General features: G+C 68.3%; 18 protein-coding genes. 9 read left to right on the top strand and 9 right to left on the bottom strand.

Annotated elements, in window-relative coordinates:
* Positions 1-198 precede the first annotated feature (198 nt).
* Together ilvD and AC1D1G_RS20125 are read right to left on the bottom strand one after the other, a co-directional pair.
* Positions 199-1,893 (bottom strand): dihydroxy-acid dehydratase, encoded by a 1,695-nt coding sequence (gene ilvD, locus AC1D1G_RS20130; RefSeq protein WP_065489475.1) that lies wholly within the window; start codon positions 1,891-1,893, stop codon positions 199-201.
* Between the two features lie 37 nt (positions 1,894-1,930).
* Entirely contained in the window at positions 1,931-2,497 is a 567-nt protein-coding gene (locus AC1D1G_RS20125) for a TIGR03086 family metal-binding protein (RefSeq protein ID WP_477953441.1), read from the bottom strand.
* Between the two features lie 84 nt (positions 2,498-2,581).
* Between AC1D1G_RS20125 and AC1D1G_RS20120 the strand changes: the two genes are divergently transcribed.
* The 4 genes from AC1D1G_RS20120 to AC1D1G_RS20105 all read left to right on the top strand — a co-directional run bounded on the left by AC1D1G_RS20120 (position 2,582) and on the right by AC1D1G_RS20105 (position 7,477).
* Positions 2,582-3,580: an aldo/keto reductase gene (locus AC1D1G_RS20120; RefSeq protein ID WP_105414220.1), complete on the top strand. Its 999-nt coding sequence runs from the start codon at positions 2,582-2,584 to the stop codon at positions 3,578-3,580.
* Positions 3,581-3,625: 45 nt separating this feature from the next.
* Complete coding sequence (locus tag AC1D1G_RS20115; protein WP_280778511.1) at positions 3,626-4,894, top strand: MFS transporter; 1,269 nt, start codon at positions 3,626-3,628, stop codon at positions 4,892-4,894.
* Between the two features lie 91 nt (positions 4,895-4,985).
* Positions 4,986-6,566, top strand: coding sequence for an FAD-binding oxidoreductase (locus tag AC1D1G_RS20110; RefSeq protein WP_477953443.1), 1,581 nt, complete (start codon positions 4,986-4,988; stop codon positions 6,564-6,566).
* The gene (locus AC1D1G_RS20105; RefSeq protein WP_283330812.1) at positions 6,563-7,477 is read left to right on the top strand and encodes a diacylglycerol kinase; all 915 of its coding nucleotides are present in this window, start codon (positions 6,563-6,565) and stop codon (positions 7,475-7,477) included. Before AC1D1G_RS20110 ends, AC1D1G_RS20105 begins: the two co-directional genes overlap by 4 nt.
* A 4-nt stretch (positions 7,478-7,481) precedes the next feature.
* Here AC1D1G_RS20105 and AC1D1G_RS20100 read toward each other — a convergent pair whose 3' ends face one another.
* The gene (locus AC1D1G_RS20100) at positions 7,482-7,865 is read right to left on the bottom strand and encodes an RNA-binding S4 domain-containing protein (protein ID WP_280778509.1); all 384 of its coding nucleotides are present in this window, start codon (positions 7,863-7,865) and stop codon (positions 7,482-7,484) included.
* A gap of 141 nt (positions 7,866-8,006) precedes the next feature.
* Between AC1D1G_RS20100 and AC1D1G_RS20095 the strand changes: the two genes are divergently transcribed.
* Both AC1D1G_RS20095 and AC1D1G_RS20090 read left to right on the top strand, forming a co-directional pair.
* Entirely contained in the window at positions 8,007-8,690 is a 684-nt protein-coding gene (locus AC1D1G_RS20095; protein WP_283330813.1) for a TetR/AcrR family transcriptional regulator, read from the top strand.
* Entirely contained in the window at positions 8,668-9,357 is a 690-nt protein-coding gene (locus tag AC1D1G_RS20090; RefSeq protein ID WP_005255930.1) for a GTP pyrophosphokinase, read from the top strand. Before AC1D1G_RS20095 ends, AC1D1G_RS20090 begins: the two co-directional genes overlap by 23 nt.
* Here the strand turns inward: AC1D1G_RS20090 and AC1D1G_RS20085 are convergent.
* Positions 9,338-10,828 (bottom strand): MFS transporter, encoded by a 1,491-nt coding sequence (locus AC1D1G_RS20085; RefSeq protein WP_283330814.1) that lies wholly within the window; start codon positions 10,826-10,828, stop codon positions 9,338-9,340. The two genes, AC1D1G_RS20090 and AC1D1G_RS20085, sit on opposite strands and share 20 nt — an antisense overlap.
* A gap of 6 nt (positions 10,829-10,834) precedes the next feature.
* Between AC1D1G_RS20085 and AC1D1G_RS20080 the strand changes: the two genes are divergently transcribed.
* Positions 10,835-11,362, top strand: a complete 528-nt coding sequence (locus AC1D1G_RS20080; protein WP_283351568.1) for a GNAT family N-acetyltransferase — start codon at positions 10,835-10,837, stop codon at positions 11,360-11,362.
* 53 nt (positions 11,363-11,415) lie between these two features.
* Entirely contained in the window at positions 11,416-11,835 is a 420-nt protein-coding gene (locus AC1D1G_RS20075) for a hypothetical protein (RefSeq protein ID WP_317570976.1), read from the top strand.
* A 15-nt stretch (positions 11,836-11,850) separates the two neighbouring features.
* Here AC1D1G_RS20075 and AC1D1G_RS20070 read toward each other — a convergent pair whose 3' ends face one another.
* Positions 11,851-13,296 (bottom strand): MFS transporter, encoded by a 1,446-nt coding sequence (locus tag AC1D1G_RS20070; protein ID WP_477953439.1) that lies wholly within the window; start codon positions 13,294-13,296, stop codon positions 11,851-11,853.
* Positions 13,297-13,382: 86 nt separating this feature from the next.
* Positions 13,383-14,627, bottom strand: coding sequence for a hypothetical protein (locus AC1D1G_RS20065; protein ID WP_283351571.1), 1,245 nt, complete (start codon positions 14,625-14,627; stop codon positions 13,383-13,385).
* Positions 14,628-14,718: 91 nt separating this feature from the next.
* Between AC1D1G_RS20065 and ubiG the strand changes: the two genes are divergently transcribed.
* Positions 14,719-15,552, top strand: coding sequence for a bifunctional 2-polyprenyl-6-hydroxyphenol methylase/3-demethylubiquinol 3-O-methyltransferase UbiG (gene ubiG, locus AC1D1G_RS20060; protein WP_477953438.1), 834 nt, complete (start codon positions 14,719-14,721; stop codon positions 15,550-15,552).
* Here ubiG and AC1D1G_RS20055 read toward each other — a convergent pair.
* The 3 genes from AC1D1G_RS20055 to AC1D1G_RS20045 all read right to left on the bottom strand — a co-directional run bounded on the left by AC1D1G_RS20055 (position 15,549) and on the right by AC1D1G_RS20045 (position 18,379).
* Positions 15,549-16,331 (bottom strand): 3-hydroxybutyryl-CoA dehydrogenase, encoded by a 783-nt coding sequence (locus AC1D1G_RS20055; protein ID WP_477953436.1) that lies wholly within the window; start codon positions 16,329-16,331, stop codon positions 15,549-15,551. The two genes, ubiG and AC1D1G_RS20055, sit on opposite strands and share 4 nt — an antisense overlap.
* Before the next feature lie 15 nt (positions 16,332-16,346).
* The gene (locus tag AC1D1G_RS20050) at positions 16,347-17,507 is read right to left on the bottom strand and encodes an acyl-CoA dehydrogenase (protein WP_009478133.1); all 1,161 of its coding nucleotides are present in this window, start codon (positions 17,505-17,507) and stop codon (positions 16,347-16,349) included.
* A gap of 173 nt (positions 17,508-17,680) precedes the next feature.
* The gene (locus AC1D1G_RS20045) at positions 17,681-18,379 is read right to left on the bottom strand and encodes a TetR family transcriptional regulator (RefSeq protein ID WP_283351573.1); all 699 of its coding nucleotides are present in this window, start codon (positions 18,377-18,379) and stop codon (positions 17,681-17,683) included.
* Positions 18,380-18,472: the final 93 nt, after the last annotated feature.

The raw sequence follows: 18,472 nt of genomic DNA, 5'->3' as shown, positions 1-18,472 counted from the left end.
GGACGCGGTCACCTCGGCGGCGCACGCCGCCTCCACCACGGTCGCACCTTGCGTGCGACACTGCCAGAACAACAACCGCGCCCGCTCCGAAGCCGGCGGTCGACCGATCATCACCATCTGCGACACCCCTCATCATCAGGGACGTTGCAACGACCGGTTGAACCCGCCCAACCAGAAAGGCGCACGGGCGCGAAGCGCCTACCCGCAGACGGCGCCGCCCGACGCGGAACCGACCAGCTTCGTGTACTTGGCCAGGACCCCACGGGTGTAGCGCGGGGGCAGCGGCTCCCACCCGTTCTTGCGGCCGGCGAGTTCCTCTTCGTCGACGAGCAGTTCGAGGGTGCCCGTCCCGACGTCCAGCCGGATCTGGTCGCCGTCGCGGACGAACGCGATGGGACCACCGTCGACGGCCTCCGGTGCCACGTGGCCGACGCACAGGCCGGTGGTGCCGCCGGAGAATCGGCCGTCGGTGAGCAGGAGGACGTCCTTGCCCAGTCCGGCACCCTTGATCGCGCCGGTGATCGCGAGCATCTCGCGCATGCCGGGTCCGCCCTTGGGACCCTCGTAGCGGATGACCACGACGTCGCCGTTCGTGATGGTGCCGTCCTCGAGGGCGTCCATCGCGGCCCGTTCCCGTTCGAAGACGCGGGCGGTGCCGGTGAAGACGTCGGAGTCGAACCCGGCYGACTTCACCACCGCGCCGCCCGGGGCGAGGGACCCCTTGAGGATCGTGATCCCGCCGGTCGGGTGGATGGGCGAACTCATCGCGCGGAGCACCTTGCCGTCCGGGTCGGGAGGGGCGATGGCCGACAGGTTCTCGGCCATGGTCTTGCCGGTGACGGTGAGGCAGTCGCCGTGCAGCATCCCGGCGTCGAGCAGGGCCTTCATGATGACGGGGACGCCACCGATGTGGTCGACGTCCTTCATCACGTGCTTGCCGAACGGTTTGACGTCCGCGAGGTGCGGGACGCGGGCGCCGACGCGGGAGAAGTCGTCGAGGGTGAGTTCCACATCCGCTTCGCTCGCGATCGCCAGCAGGTGCAGGACGGCGTTGGTGGAACCGCCGAAGGCCATGACCACGGCGATGGCGTTCTCGAACGCCTCCTTGGTGAGGATGTCCCTGGCGGTGATGCCGCGGCGGAGCAGTTCGACGACGGCTTCCCCGCTGCGCCTCGCGAATCCGTCGCGACGACGGTCGGTGGCGGGCGGGGAGGCGCTGCCGGGTAGTGACATGCCGAGCGCCTCGGCGGCGCTGGCCATCGTGTTCGCGGTGTACATTCCGCCGCACGCGCCCTCGCCGGGACAGATGGCACGTTCGATGGCGTCGACGTCCTCACGGCTCATCAGTCCACGTGAACAGGCGCCGACCGCCTCGAACGCGTCGATGATGGTGACGTCGCGTTCGGTGCCGTCGGACAGTTTGGCGACACCCGGCAGGATCGAACCGGCGTAGAGGAACACGCTCGCGAGGTCGAGGCGGGCCGCGGCCATCAGCATGCCGGGCAGGGACTTGTCGCAACCGGCGAGCAGCACCGATCCGTCGAGGCGTTCGGCCTGCATCACCGTTTCCACGCTGTCGGCGATCACCTCACGGGAGACGAGGGAGAAGTGCATGCCCTCGTGTCCCATCGAGATGCCGTCGGACACGGAGATGGTGCCGAACTCGAGGGGGTATCCGCCTGCGGCGTGGACGCCGTCCTTGACGGCCTTCGCGAGCCGGTCGAGCGACAGGTTGCAGGGGGTGATCTCGTTCCAGGACGACGCCACGCCGATCTGGGATTTCCCCCAGTCGTCGTCGCCCATGCCCACCGCACGGAGCATTCCGCGCGCTGCGGTCTTCTCCAGTCCGTCGGTGACATCGCGGCTGCGGGGTTTGGGATCCGGGGTACTCATGTGTCCCAGCGTAGGCGGGACCCTCGGCGGCGGTTGGTTAACTGCGTTGCCGGGGATCGCGACCGGTCAGGGCGATCAGGCGGTCCTGCAGCGGCGCGTCGGCGGGAACGTCGACGGGGTCGGCGAACAGTCCGCTCTCGGAGAGCATCTCGCGTTGGCCGTCGAGATCCGACCAGACGCCGGCGACGAGTTGCGGGTCGAGTGTGTCGTCGGATCCGGTGGCCTTGGCGAGGTCCCATGCGTGGATGGTGACGTCGGCGATCTGCTGCCGCAGATACGGCTCGAGTGGCACCGTCCCGTAGGACAGGTGGACCTTCGTCTGCGGGTCGGTCGACGACCACGCGTGGATGGCCGCGTCCGAATACCGCTGCCATTCCGAGCGCATGTCGCCGTGCAGCGGCTCGATGTCCGGGGTCGCTTCGCCGACCGTTTTCCCCGCAAGTAGTGGGGGAACCCACTGCTGTTCCTCGATGACGTGCCGCACCAGCTGGGTGACGTCCCATTCGCGGTCCGGGGTCGGCGCCGACCAGTCGGTGATCGCGGCGACCCGTGCACCGAACTCGCGGTGGGCGATGCGGGCGAGTTCGAACCAGTCGAATGCCATGCCTTCAGGGTAGAGGCAGCCGGGTCACGATCAGCGCGATTCCAAACGATGCACCTGTCGGGGTGCTCGGGAAGGATGGGGCGCATGACCAACATCCCCACCGTGCAGTTGTCCGAAGGCCTCACCGTCAGCGCGCAGGGCTACGGCGCCATGTCCGTCGCCCCCGTGTACGGCCCCGTCGATGCCGCGGAGGCGCTCGCGACCCTCCACCACGCCATCGACATCGGAGTGACGTTCATCGACACGGCCAACGTKTACGGAGACGGCGCGAGTGAGATCGCGGTGGGCACGGTGCTGAAGGAACGCCGCGACGAGGTGCAGCTGGCCACCAAGTTCGGTCTCGTCGGCAACATCGCGAACGGCCGGCGCAGCATCAACGGCAAGCCCGACTACGTGGCGCAGGCCCTCGACGAATCGCTGTCCCGGCTCGGCGTCGACACCGTCGATCTGTACTACCTGCACCGTGTCGACCCCGAGGTGCCCATCGAGGACACCGTCGGCGCGATCGCGGAACAGGTGAAGGCAGGCAAGGTCCGCAACATCGGACTGTCGGAGGCGACCGGCGACGAACTGCGTCGCGCGTCACAGGTGCACCCGATCGCCGCGATCCAGAGCGAGTGGAGCATCTGGAGTCGCGACGTCGAGAAGCACGTGGTTCCCGCGGCGGCCGAACTGGGCATCGGCTTCGTGCCGTACTCCCCGGTGGGCCGCGGCTTCCTCACCGGAACGTACGACCCGGCCACGCTGGGCGACAAGGATCTGCGCCGCCGGTTCCCGCGTTTCGGCGACGATGCGCTGCCCGCGAACCTCAAGGTGCTCGACGTCGTCCGCGAGGTCGCTGCCGAGCTCGACGCGACGCCCGCCCAGGTGTCGCTGGCGTGGCTGGACGCGAAGGGCCGCGAATTCGGGTTGCCGTCCGTGTCGATTCCCGGCACCCGGTTCGCGGCGCGCGTCACGGAGAACGCCGGCGCGCTCGCACTCACGCTGACCGAGGGGCAGATCGCGCGTCTGGACCTGCTCGCGGATCTCACCGTCGGCGAGCGCACGGCCGATCCGACCTGGGTGTCGCTGGGTCGCGAGTGACTTCACTCAGCGGGTAATGCCTGCTGGGGGGTAGTTTGATCTGCGATGAGCAGAGTGTGGTTGGTGTGGGGCGTCGGGGTTGTCGCTTATATCGTCGCCGTCCTGCACCGAACCTCGTTCGGTGTGTCGGGCCTCGCGGCGACGGAACGATTTTCGATCAGTCCGAGTGTGTTGTCGGGGTTCGTCGTACTCCAGATCGTGGTGTACGCGGGGATGCAGATCCCGGCCGGTGTGCTCCTCGACCGGTACGGGTCGCGGATCATGATTTCCGCGGGCGCCCTCATCATGGCCTCGGCGCAGATGCTCCTCGCGCTCACCGAATCGCTGCCGCTGGCGGTCGCCGCGCGCGTTCTCGTCGGCGTCGGCGACGCGATGACGTTCATCTCCGTGCTGCGCCTGGTGCCGCAGTGGTTCGCGCCGCGGCGGGTCCCGCTCGTGTCGCAGCTGACCGGAATCTTCGGTCAGATCGGTCAGATCCTGTCGGCGCTGCCGTTGATGCTGTTGCTGAACGGGCCGGGCTGGAGTTTCGCGTACGGCAGCGCGGCGTCGCTCGGTTTGCTGTCGTTCGTGCTCGCCGTCTCCGTCATCCGCAATGCGCCTCCCGGTCTGGAGGTGGTGGCCGCGCCCGCCGGACTGCGGGAGGTGGGCAGACAGATCCGCGCCGTGTGGGGCCGTCCCGGCACCCGGCTCGGGTTCTTCACGCACATGGGCACGCAGTTCTCGATGACCACGTTCGCCCTGCTGTGGGGTGTGCCGTACCTGAGGTCGGCGCAGGGGTTGTCGCCGGCGGAGGCCGGTTCGCTGCTGACGCTGTCGGTGATCTCGGCGATCGTGGCCGGGCCGATCATCGGCATCCTCAGCGGCCGCTTCCCGATGCGCCGCTCCTATCTGGTGCTGGCCATCATGATCAGCAACGCGGCGATCTGGACCGTCGTCCTGTCGCTGCCGGGTCCGGCGCCGATGTGGTTGCTGATCGTGCTGGTGATGGTGATCTCGGTGGGCGGCCCCGGTTCCATGATCGGCTTCGACTACGCCCGCATGTTCAATCCCAGCACCAGCATGGGAACGGCGCAGGGAATGGTCAACATCGGCGGCTTCCTGGCGTCGTTGCTGGTCATCCAGGCGATGGGTCTCATTCTCGACGCGATGGGCGGGTACTCGTTCGACGCGTTCCGGGTGGCCTGGCTCGTGCAGTACCCGGTCTGGATCGTGGCGATCACGGGTGTTCTGGTGACGCGGGGGAAGACGCGGAAGCAGATGGGGTTGGTGTTGCGGCCCATCCGTCAGGTGTGGCGGGAGCGGGGCGGTCGCTGAAAGGGCTAGTTACACTCTTACATGATGTGTAACACTATAACGCATGAGCAATGAGCGATCGGAAGATCACGCCGTCCTGACGGCACCCCCGATGCAGTGGGACGCCTGGGGCGCGCCGGAAAAGCACAAGGTCCTCTCGGACGGCATCAAGGGACTGCTGCAGCAGGCCCTCGGCGTCACGATCAGGGAGCCCTCCGACCGGGCGGCCGACGACGTCGTTCTGGCTCCGAGCGCACTGTCCGACCAGCAGGTCGCCGCGCTCGCAGACATCGTCGGAGAACAGTTCTGCAGCACCGCGCACGCCGACCGGCTGCTGCGTTCCGGCGGCAAGAGCACGCTCGACCTGCTGCGCCGCCGCAGCACGGAACCGCAGAACGCACCCGACGCCGTGGTCACTCCCGGCACGGACGACGAGGTCGCCGACGTGCTCCGATACTGCGCCGACCACGGCATCGCCGTGGTGCCGTTCGGTGGCGGAACGAGCGTGGTCGGCGGGCTCGACCCCGTGCGCGACCGATTCGACGCCGTCGTCTCGCTGGACCTGCGCCGGTTCGACGCGCTCGTCGACCTCGACACCGACTCCGGCATCGCGACGCTGGGTGCGGGTGTGACGGGTCCGCTGGCCGAGGAACTGCTCGGCGCGCACGGCTTCTCGCTCGGGCACTTCCCGCAGAGCTTCATGTTCGCGACCATCGGCGGCTTCGCGGCCACCCGGTCGTCGGGGCAGGCGTCCGCGGGGTACGGGCGGTTCGAGGACATGGTGCAGGGACTGCGGGTGGTGACCCCCACCGGGACCCTCGACACGGGGCGCGCCCCGGCCTCCGCGGCGGGTCCGGACCTCGGCGAACTGTTCGTCGGGTCGGAGGGCACGCTCGGTGTCATCACCCGGGTGCGGGTGCGGGTGCACGCGGTCCCCGACACCACCGTCCGGGAAGGGTGGAGTTTCCCCGACTTCGAGACGGGCGCGGCGGCTCTGCGGGCGCTGCGGCAGGAAGGTGCGGTCCCGACCGTGTTGCGATTGTCCGACGAGGCGGAGACGGCGGTGAACCTCGCGACCACCGACAAGATCGGTGAGGAGACCGTCACCGGCGGCTGCCTGGCGATCACGACGTTCGAGGGCACGGCCGAGCACACCGCGGAGCGGACGGCGGAGGCACGTGCCGTCCTGGTGGCGCACGGCGGCACGTCCCTGGGCGAGGGACCCGGAAACGGCTGGGAGCACGGCCGTTTCGACGCGCCGTACCTGCGCGACTCGCTGCTCGACGCCGGAGCGCTGTGTGAGACGCTGGAAACCGCGACCACCTGGGGCAACCTCGCTGCGCTCCGCACGGCCGTGACCACCGCGCTGACGGAGTCGCTGTCCGGGCAGGGCACCCCGCCGCTCGTCCTCTGCCACATCTCGCACACGTACCCGACCGGCGCCTCGCTGTACTTCACTGTCGTGTCCGCGCAGGCGGACGACCCGATCGAACAGTGGCGGAAGGCCAAGGCCGCCGCCGGGGATGCGATCGTCGCCGCCGGCGGCACCATCACGCACCACCACGCGGTCGGAGTCGACCACCGCCCGTGGATGCGGGACGAGATCGGCGACCTGGGCGTCGCGATCCTGCGGGCGGTCAAGGACACGGTCGACCCGGCGGGAATCCTCAACCCCGGCAAGCTGATTCCGTGAGTACCCAGCAGGTGATCGAGAAGGTCACCGTCCTCGTCAACCCCCTCGCCGGGCAYGGTCACGCACCCGTCGCCGGCCGCAAGGGGGTGGCCCGCCTGCGTGAGCGCGGGGTCGCCGTCACCGAGATCATCGGGACGGACGCCGATCACGCGCGCATGCTGGCCCGCCGGGCGATCGACGACGGCACCGACGCGCTCGTCGTCGTCGGCGGGGACGGCGCCATCAGCATCGGGTTGCAGGCGGCGGCGCAGTCCGGGACACCGGTCGGACTGATCCCGGCCGGCACCGGCAACGACCACGCGCGCGAATTCGGTATCCCCGTCGGCGATCCCGTCGCCGCGGCCGACGTGATCACCGACGGGGAGGTGCAGGAGTCCGACCTCGCCAGGATCACGCTCACAGACGGCGCGGTGGTGTGGGCGGGCACCATCGTCGCGAGCGGATTCGACTCGCTCGTCACGGACCGCGCCAACCGGATGTCCTGGCCGAAGGGTCCGATGCGGTACAACCTCGCGATGCTCGCCGAACTGACGCAGCTCCGCCCGCTGCACTACACCATCGAACTGGACGAGGAGACGTTCCAGGTGGACGCCACCCTCGTGGCGGTGGGCAACGGACGCTCCTACGGCGGCGGCATGCAGATCTGCCCGGGTGCCGACAAGACCGACGGCCTGCTCGACGTCACGGTCGTCGACTACGGTCGCCGGTCGAGGCTGGTCCGCTTGTTCCCCCGGGTCTACAAGGGCACACACGTGGATCTCCCCGATGTACAGACCTACCGTTCACGGACGGTGCGACTGCAGTGCGACGGCATCACGGCCTACGCGGACGGCGACCGGGTCGGCCCGCTGCCGGTCACCATCGAGGCGGTGCCGGACGCCCTGCGCATCCTCAGCCACACCCCGGCCTGAGCGGTCACAACCCGCGCAACCGGTCCATCTCGCGGCGTTCGCGTTTGGTGGGCCTGCCGGCGCCGCGGTCGCGCTGCGGTATCGACGCGAGGACTTCGCGCGGTGGGGGCGGCGGTGTGTTGTCGGTGTAGCACTCGACCGCCACCACCGCGCCGACCCGTTTGGTGATCGGCCGGACGACCTCGACGATGCGTTCGACACCCGCCGCGCGAATGCGGACCTCGTCACCGGCCTTGACCGCCTGCGCCGGTTTGGCGGTGGTGCCGTTGACCCGCACGTGCCCCGACCTGCAGGCGGCCGCCGCCGCGGAGCGTGTCTTGAACAGCCGGATCGCCCAGGTCCAGCTGTCGACCCGGACGCTCGCGGGATCGGTACCGGAAATCGCCACCCGACCAGGATACGAAAGGGTGCGACTCGATTGCTGATCGCGGGTGCCGCCTCGAGGTATCGGGCGCGGTCGTCCAGAACGCCGGGCGTGGGCTGACACGATAAACGGAGTGTGCTTTCCACTTCAGGTAGCATCGAGTTCATGGTGAAGCCGGGGTCGAAAGAGGCACGGGATGCGTGCAGGCAGGCGTTGCGCACCGACGCCGAGCGCAACCGCTCGCGCGTCGTCGATGCGGCGCAGGAGGTGTTCGCCGAGCAAGGGTTGACGGCCTCCATGGCCGAGGTCGCCCGGCGAGCCGGGGTCGGCATCGCGACGTTGTATCGCCGTTTCCCCACCAGGGAGGATCTGATCACCGATGTCTTCGCCGACAAGATGAGCGCCTACGTCGACGCCATCGACGAGGCCGCGGCCGACCCCGATCCGTGGAACGGTTTCTGCGCCTACGTCGAGCGGGTGTGCGCCATGCAGGCGGAGGATCGCGGCTTCACTCACGTGCTCACCATGACGTTCCCCACCGCAAGCGAATTCGAGGCGAAGCGGGCCGAGGCCTACCGCGGCTTCGAGCGGCTGATCGAACGCGCCAAGGAGACGGGTCGGCTGCGCGCGGACTTCTCCTCCCAGGACCTGGTGTTGCTTCTGATGGCGAACGCGGGGGTGGTCGAGGCGACAGGCGCCGCGGCCCCTGATGCCTGGCGTCGTCTCATGGGCTACATGCTCCAGGCGTTCTCGGCTGTCGGCGCCGCACCGCTGCCGCCTGCACCCACTCCGTCGGCGATGCACGAGGCAATGGTGGGGGTGACGTGTGGAGCAGCGAACGGCCGATGACGTGACCGGACTGCTGAGTCTCCGAAGCTCCGACGGGGGACGGGATCTCACCCGATTCCTGATGTCGTACAAATTCGGCATCGACGAGATGATGACCAAGATCAACATCTTGAAGGACGAGTTCACCTACATTCACGAGTACACCCCGATCGAGCACGTGAAGTCGAGGCTGAAGTCGGCCGACAGCGTGCTGGGCAAGGCTGCCCGCAAGGGTATTCCGCTCACTCTCGACTCCATCCGCGACAACATCCACGACATCGCCGGAATCCGGATCACCTGCAGCTTCATTCAGGACGCGTACCGGATCAGCGACCTGTTGACGGGCCAGCAGGACATCACCCTCATCGAGGTCAAGGATTACATCGCCGAACCCAAACCCAACGGATACCGGAGCCTGCATCTGATCGTCGAGGTTCCGGTGTTCATGTCCGACCGCGTCGAATCGGTGCGGGTGGAGATCCAGATCCGTACGGTGGCCATGGATTTCTGGGCAAGCCTCGAGCACAAGATCTTCTACAAGTACGACAAGGCGGTCCCGGCCGCGCTGCTGGACGAGTTGAAGGATGCTGCCGACGTGGCCCGCAATCTCGACGTCAAGATGGAGGCCCTCCACGACGAGGTGCGCGAACACGGGGCAGCGCTACACGTCATCGCTTCGGTGGAGTAGGGCTCGACCGCGCGATTGCCGGTTGCACTGCCGGACCGGTGACGTCGCAATGTGGTTTGCATGCAACCGAATCCGGGACGGGACCAAGCGGGGTGGGAGCGGGCGGGGCGGGCGCCCGGATCAGGGCTGCGGCGATGGTCGCCCCGACCAGGAGCAGTGCGATGCAGATGTACATCGCGATGCGGAAGCCGTGCGAGAAGCTGGTGGGGTCGATCATGCTTTCGGCGTCGATCCCGGCGATCCCGGGGAGCGCGGCCACCGCCAGTAGCTGGCTGGTGCGCGCGACGGCGTTGTTGACGCCGGAGGCGATGCCGGACTGGTCTACCGGGACGGACCCGAGCACGGCGGCGGTCAGCGGCGCGACCATGGCGGACAGTCCGAGGCCGAAGACGACGACGCCGGGGAGCACGACCGTCCAATAGTTCGCACCCGGCCCGATCCGGGTCATCAACAGCAGGCCGACCGCTGCGAGTGCGGGCCCGACGGTCATCGGCAACCTGGGGCCGTGGGTCTGGGCGTAGCTGCCGGCGCGGGAGGAGAACGCCAGCATCGCCAGCGTGATCGGGATGGTGGCGACTCCGGCTTCGATCGGCGAGTATCCGGCCACCAACTGCAATTGCAGGACCAGCAGGAAGAAGACGCCGCCGAGTGCGGCGTACACGGCGAGCGTCACCAGGTTCGCCGCCACGAACATGCGCGACGCGAACAGGCTCGGCGGCACCAGGGCGTTCGGTGAGCGCCGTTCCACCACGACGAACGCGATCAGCGCGACGGTCCCGACCACCCCGGCGATCAGGTTCATCTCGATCAGACCGTAGGTGAGCGCGCCGAGGCCGATCACTGCGCACACCGACCCGACCACGTCGAGATGATCGGGAGGATGCGGGTCGCGGCTCTCGGGGACGTGCCGCATCGATGCCCACACGACGACGGCGGCGAGCGGAAGATTGAGCAGGAACACCGACCGCCAGCCTGCCACCTCCACCAGCCAGCCACCCAGTAGCGGCCCGATCGCCCCGGCCACCCCGCCGAGGCCCGACCACAGTCCGATCGCGGCGCCCCGGTCGTCTTCGTGGATCGACGCCGAGATCAGCGCGAGGCTGCCGGGGGTCAGCATCGCGGCCCCGACACCCTGCAGGATCCGCGCGATCACGAGCATCGTGATGTCGGGTGCGATGCCGCACAGGAGTGACGCCGCCGCGAACCAGACCGTCCCCCAGACGAAGACGCGGCGCCTGCCCCAGCGATCCCCGAGCGCCCCGCCCAGCAGGATCAGCGACGCCAGGGCGAGGGTGTAGCCGCTCAAGACCCACTGCATTCCCGCGACATCCGACCCGAGGTCCTCGCCGATGTGCGGCAGGGCGATGTTCACCACCGTGCCGTCCAGTAGCGCGAGGCTCGAGCCGAGAACGGTGGCGGTGACCACCCACCGTCCCTGGCGGGTGCTCAGGCGCAGCACTGTCTCGGTCATCTCCCCATGGTGCGCCGCCGTCCAGGCAGCGGGGTGCTCGTTGCGATTTCTCGCGCCGGCTTCGGCATACTCGAGCACGTGTACATCGAAGTCGACGACCTGTCCCGCGAGGCCGTGCACGGTCTGCTGGCCGAGCACCTGGCGGACATGCGTGCGACGTCGCCGCCCGACAGTGTTCACGCCCTCGATCTGCCCGGTTTGCGGGACCCGTCGGTCACCGTGTGGACGCTGTGGGGCGAGGAGACCGTGCTGGGAACCGTGGCTCTGCGTGAGCTCTCGCCGGCCGAAGGCGAGATCAAGTCGATGCGGACTGCCGCGGAGGCGCGCGGGCGGGGTGTGGCCACCCGGCTCCTCGCGCACCTCGTCGACGAGGCGCGGGCACGCGGGTACGTCCGGCTCAGCCTCGAGACCGGCGTCGAGGATTTCTTCGCCCCGGCCAGGCGTCTGTACACCGAGCACGGCTTCACCGAATGTCCCCCGTTCGGGGACTACGGCAACGATCCGAACAGCATCTTCTTCACACTCTCCCTGTGACGGCCCTGTCCGTGCGACACTTTCCGCCACGCACCTCGATATACGGAGAACTCATGGACATCATGCGCAAGGTCGCAGTCGGGGCCGTCGCGGTGGCCGGCCTGTCTTTCTTCGCCGCGGGGACGGCCGCGGCAGACCCGGTGCCGGCCCCCATGCCGCCGCCGCTACCCGCGCCGATGCCGGTCCCGTTGCCTGCCGGGACATACCTCGGCACCACCAACGTTCTCGGTGGCGACCTGATCTGGAAGGGCAAGACGTTCGGGCCCGGGTGGGTCATGGACAACTTCGGGGTGTTCTTTCCGTACATCTTCGGCATGACCACCCCGGAAGCGGGCGGTTCCCTCGTCACCGACTACAGCCCCTCCGGGCTTCCCTTCCTGACCGACCGGATCACCCCGAGGCCCGACGGCACCTACGAGGGCACCGTCTACATCAACGGCAACCCGGTGGCGGGGTACGCCCTCCACAAGTAGGCAACCGGCAAGGTTCTACACCTTCGACGGCGCAAGCGGTTCGGGAATCGAGTCCGGCGCCGTGAGGTTGGCGCGACGGGTGGGAATGACCAGCGTGATGGCCGCGGCGACGAGTGCGACACCGCAACCGATCAACAGGCCGGTTCGGAAGCCGCCCTCGGTGGGCAGGGTGTGGCCGGCGACCTGGACGCTCATCTGGGCGAGGACCACTCCGACGACGGCCGCGGACACCGCGGTACCGACCGAGCGCATCAGGGAGTTGACGCTGTTGGCGGAGGCGGTCGCGGACTGCGGCACGGCGCTCATCACGAGTGCGGGCATCGCGCCGTAGGCCAGGCCGACGCCCGAGCCGCAGATGCAGGTCACCACGACCAGGCCCCACGTCGACCCCATCAGGAACATCGACGATCCGTAGCCGAGCGCGATGACGAGGCTTCCGACGAGCAGGGTTACCTTCGGTCCGCGGGTGGACGACAGCTTGGCGCCGAAGGGGGAGACCGCCATCATCATCAGACCTGAGGGGGCCATCCACAGGCCCATGGCCAGCATCGACTGTCCCAGGCCGTATCCCGTCGACGCCGGCAACTGCAGGAGCTGCGGAACGATCAGGGACTGGGCGTACATGGCGAAGCCGACGACGACGGACGCGGCGTTGGTCAGCAGCACCTGACGGCCGGCGATCACCCGCAGGTCGACCAGCGGTTCGGGTGTGCGGAGTTCCCACCAGCCCCAGGCAGTCAACGCGATGACCGTGGTCGCGAACAGACCGAGGGTGGTGCTGCTCGCCCAGCCCCAGTCGGCGCCCTTGGACACCGCCAGCAGCAGGGACACCAGTCCGACACCCAGTCCGACCGCGCCGATGGGATCGAAGCGGGCCTTGGGCCCGTGGACGGGCGTGGCAGGCACGAAGAACCAGAGCAGCACGGCGATCAGCGCGCTGAGCCCGGCGGCGCCCCAGAACAGCACGCGCCAGCTCGCATTCTCCGCGACCGTTGCGGCGAGCGGCAGACCGAGGGCGCCGCCGATGCCCATGGACGAGCTCATCAAGGCGATGGAGGAGTGCAGGCGCTCGGGCGGCAGCAGGTCCCGCAGTGCGCTGATTCCCAGCGGAATCATGCCCACACCGATGCCCTGCAGCCCTCGGCCGATCACCATCGGGGCCAGGGACGTCGCGAGCGCACAGACCACCGAGCCCAGGACGAGCGGCACCGTGCAGATCAGCATCATCCGCCGCTTGCCGTACAGGTCGCCGAGACGTCCGGTGACCGGTGTCGCCACGGCGCCGGCGAGCAGCGTCGCGGTGATCACCCAGGACGCGTTGGAGGCGGTCGTGTCGAGCAGTCGGGGGAGGTCGCCGATCAGCGGCACCACGAGGGTCTGCATGAGCGCGGCGACGATGCCGGTGAAGGCCAGAACGGCGACGAGGCCGCCCGGTCGGACGGCGGGCGTCGGACTGTCCACACGAATCTCCTCAACTCAGCGAAACACAATTTGTGCACCATACACAGCATATGTATGGTGCACAACGTATGTACCGTGCAATGGGCTCAGGAGGCGCGTTTTCCGAGGTAGGCGGCGGCGAGTCCGCACGCGACCACGGCAACCACCGACAGTCCGGTCGATGTCCACGCCCACGAGTCCGGCCCCGGCGCGCTCTCGGATCCGACGAGCGGCGTGTACGCCGTCCACCCGTAGTCGGCGATCAGCGGGACGGCCAGCGCGGCCGGGGCCGCCAGCGACATCGCGGTGACCGATTCGCTCGACGGCAGACTCGACGCGACCGTGTACGAGGCCGCGAGAGGAAGGAGAAGCCACGTCGCACCGACGTGCAGGTTGTCCCACGGTGGGTGCTCGAACAGCGCCGACGCGGCCACGACTGCGAGTGCCGCGATGCCGGACACCGGGTGAGGGAAACGCCTCCCGAGCACGGCACCCGTCAGCGCGAGCGCCGCCGGCACCAGCAGCCACGGCCAGGAGTCCGGGAACGCCGCCACGCCGATGTCCCCCGCGGCGACGAACGCCATCGCGGCAAGCAACACGATCCCGGTGCGGCCCTCCAACCACAGCGAGGCGGCGATCACCACCACGACGAGGACGAGTCCGAACATCCACCGGCCCTGCATCGCACCGTCGGCGCCCACGTTCCAGACACGACGAACGAACCACCAGTACAGCACCAGCCCGATCAGCGGCAGAACGATCCCGGTGACGAGGGCGCGCCCGCTCACCGCGACCTCCGTCCGCTCACCGAGGTCGCCGGACGCGAGCGTGACGGCCAGAACCACGGCCGTGAGCGCGAGGAGGGCCAGCGTCACCGGCTCGAACAAGGGTTCCGGAAGGTAGTCCGCGTAGCGCCGGGGAGCCGACGTCCAGAAGTGGTCGATCGGGCCGGCGAGGAGGAGCCCGGTGAGCACCCCCGCAGCGAGTGCGGTCTGCAACCATGCCCGGTCGGCGGTGGCGCACAGTCCGACGAGACCGCCGAGGAGCAGGCCCGCACCGGCTCCGCCGAGGTACATCTCGAGGTCCCACGGCCCCGTCGCCGGAGCGACACCCAGCAGCGCCAGGCCGGCGAACGACAGCGTCGACAGGATCCGGCGGGCGCGAACCAGCGCTGCCACCAGGACGGCGACGATCGCGGCGAGGAAGGCGCCTGCGGCCGGACCGACATACAGCGCGTCCAGGCGGTTGCCGTCGACCACGAACGCGAACTCACTGGACGTGGTGGACGTCAACGCAATTCCCGCGACGAACCCGCCCAGCAGCAGGCACACGTGCGAGATCCTGAATGTCATCCCCTGAGCATCGCGTAAGGGCACCGGCCTTGAAGTGACCGACGCGCAGGAGAAGGCTGGAGGTCGTCGCTGTGCCGTCGGCAGAGAAGGGGTGGTCCGCTTGGTCATCGACAACGACGTCTACAACCGTGTGGGGGAGTCGTGGTGGGAGGAGGACAACCCACTCAACCTGCTGCACGGAAGCCTGACGCCGGGACGATTCGCCTACTTCCGTAAGGTGCTCGGCGAGACGGTCGGTCGTGACCATCGCGGACTCCGCGCCCTCGACATCGGGTCGGGCGGCGGGTTCCTCGCGGAGGAGTTCACCCGCATCGGTTTCCGGGTGACGGGCATCGATCCGTCCCCGGTGTCGGTCGACACCGCACGGCGTCACGCCGCCGACTCGGCCCTCGACATCGAGTACCGCATCGGGTCGGGCGAACAGTTGCCGGTGCCGGATGCCGCGTTCGACGTCGTCTACTGCTGCGACGTCCTCGAGCACGTGTCGGATCTCGACGGAGTGATCGCCGAAACGTCCCGTGCGCTGAAACCCGGCGGCCTGTACCTGTTCGACACCATCAACCGCACATTCGCCAGCAAGCTCGTCGCGATCAAGATCATGCAGGAGTGGCGGATGACCCGGATGTTCGACACCCCCATCCACGACTGGTCGATGTGTATCCGTCCGGCGGAACTGGCACCGATCATGGAGCGGCACGGTCTGCGGCTCGGCGAGATCGTCGGGCTCGGGCCGCGGTCGAAGAATCCTCTCCGGCTCCTCGACCTCGCCCGGGCGGGCGGAACACGGCTCAGCTACGGGGAGTTGAGTCGCCGGCTCGACTTCGGGCAGATCCGGAGCACGGCCATCTCCTACATGGGATTTGCGGTCAAGAACGGCGAAAGCCCGCCGCGACGACGCGACGGGCTTCCGGACGGGCGTGACTAGCTGTAGTCGTAGAAGCCCTTACCGCTCTTCTTGCCGAGCTGTCCGGCGTCCACCTTGCGCTTGAGCAGCGTCGGGGGAGCGTAGTGCGGCTCGGCGAATTCCGCGTACAGCGACTCCGCCGCGGCGAGGGTGATGTCGAGGCCGACGGTGTCGATCAGCGTCAGCGGGCCCATCGGGTAGCCGCAGCCGCCCTTCATGGCCTCGTCGATGTCCTCGGCGGTCGCGTAACCCGACTCGAGCATCCGGACCGCCGACGTGAGGTACGGGATGAGCAGCGCGTTCACGATGAAACCCGCACGGTCACCGGCCCGCACCGTCTTCTTGCGCAGCGTGTTCTTCGCGTAGTCGGTGACCGCGAGGACGGTCTCCTCCGACGTGACGAGGCTGACCACGATCTCGACCAGCGGCATCACCGGCACCGGGTTGAAGAAGTGGACACCCACGACCTGCCCGGGACGCTGCGTGGCGTTGGCCATCTTGATCAGCGGGATGGACGACGTGTTGGACGCCAGGATGCCCGACGGCTTCACGATCTTGTCGAGCTTCTGGAAGATGTCGACCTTGAGCGCCTCGATCTCCGGCGCCGCCTCGATCACGAGGTCGCGGTCCGCGAACTCCTCGATGTCGAGGGTGACCCGCACGCGGGCGAGCGCGGCATCCGCGGCGTCCTGGTCGAGCTTGCCCGCCTTGACCCCGCGAGCCAGGGACTTCTCGATCCGGGCCTGCGCGGCCTCGGCGAATTCCGGCTTGGTCTCGAGGATGAGAAAAAAACGGCGCACGGGCGGCGTAGCCGCCTACTTCAACAGTGCACGCGACATCACGACGCGCTGGATCTGGTTCGTGCCTTCGTAGATCTGAGTGATCTTCGCATCACGCATCATCCGCTCGACAGGGAAGTCGGTGGTGTAGCCGGCGCCACCGAACAGCTGGACGGCGTCGGTGGTGACCTCCATCGCGACGTCGGAGGCGAAGCACTTGGCGGCAGCGGAGATGAAACCGAGGTTCTTCTCGCCGCGCTCGGCGCGGGCCGCGGAGGTGTAGACCATGAGGCGGGCGGCCTCGACCTTCATCGCCATGTCGGCGAGCATGAACTGCACGGCCTGGAAGTCGCTGATCGACTTGCCGAACTGCTTGCGGTCCTTGGTGTAGGCGAGAGCGGCGTCGAGGGCACCCTGCGCGAGGCCGACGGCCTGCGCGCCGATGGTGGGACGGGTGTGGTCGAGGGTCTGCAGCGCCGTCTTGAAACCGGTGCCGGGCTCGCCGATGATGCGGTCGCCGGGGATCTTGCAGTTCTCGAAGTAGAGCTCCGCGGTGGGCGAACCCTTGATGCCGAGCTTCTTCTCCTTCGGTCCGACGACGAAGCCCTCGTCGTTCTCGTGGACCATGAACGCGGAGATGCCGTTGGCGCCCTTGTCGGCGTCGGTGACGGCCATGACGGTGTACCAGCTGGACTTGCCACCGTTGGTGATCCAGCACTTGGAGCCGTTGAGGATCCAGTCGTCGCCGTCCGCCTTGGCGCGGGTGCGCATGCTGGCGGCGTCCGAACCGGCCTCACGCTCGGACAGTGCGTAGGACGCCATGGCCTCGCCGGACGCGAGCTGCGGTAGGACCTGCTGCTTGAGTTCTTCGGACCCGTTGAGGATGAGGCCCATGGTGCCGAGCTTGTTGACGGCGGGGATCAGGGAGGAGGAGCCGCAGACGCGGGCGACCTCTTCGATGACGATGCAGGTGGCGACGGAGTCGGCGCCCTGGCCGTCGTATTCCTCGGGGACGTGGATGGCGTTGAACCCGGAGTTCACGAGGGCGACGCGGGCCTCTTCGGGGAAGCGTGCGTCCTCGTCGACCTGCTTCGCGTAGGGGGCGATCTCCTTCTCGGAGAGCGCGCGGATCGCGGACCGCAGTTCGTCGTGCTCTTCACCGAGCTTGAACAGATCGAAGTCCGGATTTCCGGCCATGGGGCGCTCCTTGCTGAGTCTCGACGGCACCGAGTCTGAATAGGCACTCCGTGCCAGGGTTATTGTCGTTCAGGCGGGCCGCAATGTTCGTGGTCGGCAAACTACTGCCACTACAGTGCAGTCAACCACGGCACTGAGTGCCAGTCAAGGGTGGTTGTCGTCACCCGGCCGCCTCAGCCCCGGCGCCGGGACAGCTGGGCCTGGATACGCCCGGTGATCTCGTCCACCGGCGTTCCCGGCGGGTACGACACCACCAGCACGGCGTCCTGTTCCTGCGTCGATGCCCCCGGAGCGACGCCGAACGTCCGGCGCACGTCGAGGAGGGCCCGCTCGAGTTCCTCAGCGGTGGCGTCGGGGTCGCCCTTGATCATGTTCCGAAGCAGGAAGTTGTGGCACGCGGTGACAGCGGCCGCGAATCCGATGACCTTCAGGGCCGGCTCGGTGGGTACGACGCCGCGCAGGTAGTCCACGAACAACCGCTCGTAGCGAAAACCGGTGACGATCTCCCGGTCGCGCAGGGCGGGCACCCGCTGCACCACCTGGTACCGGCGAGCCGACAGCTCCCGGTTCTCGCGAAACCTGTCGAAGACCAGGCCTGCCGTCCTGCAGACCGCCGCCCACGGGTCGTCGGAATCCGTGGACAGATAATCGCCTGCCTGCTGCAACAGCGATTCGTGATCGGCGAAGATCACGTCCTCCTTGGAGCGGAACTGGCGGAAGAACGTCCGCCGGGACACGCCCGCCGCGGATGCGATCTGCTCGACGGTCGTCGCCTCGTACCCGTTCTCGGAGAACAGCCGGATGGCCTGCGCCACGACGTGGACGCGGAAGTCCGCGGGATCGATGCCGGGTGTGTCGACGCGCTCGGTCATGGGGCCCAGTATCCATTGGCGGCTTTTGTCCCGCAGTGCCCTGGACCCGGCGCGTCCGAGGGGCGGATACTCGAAACAGTGCGTCCGTCCTGG

The organism is Rhodococcus sp. P3_B8 (assembly GCF_056402775.1).
The sequence above is the reverse complement of the archived record's forward strand: the minus strand, read 5'-3'. Positions and strand labels throughout refer to the sequence as shown.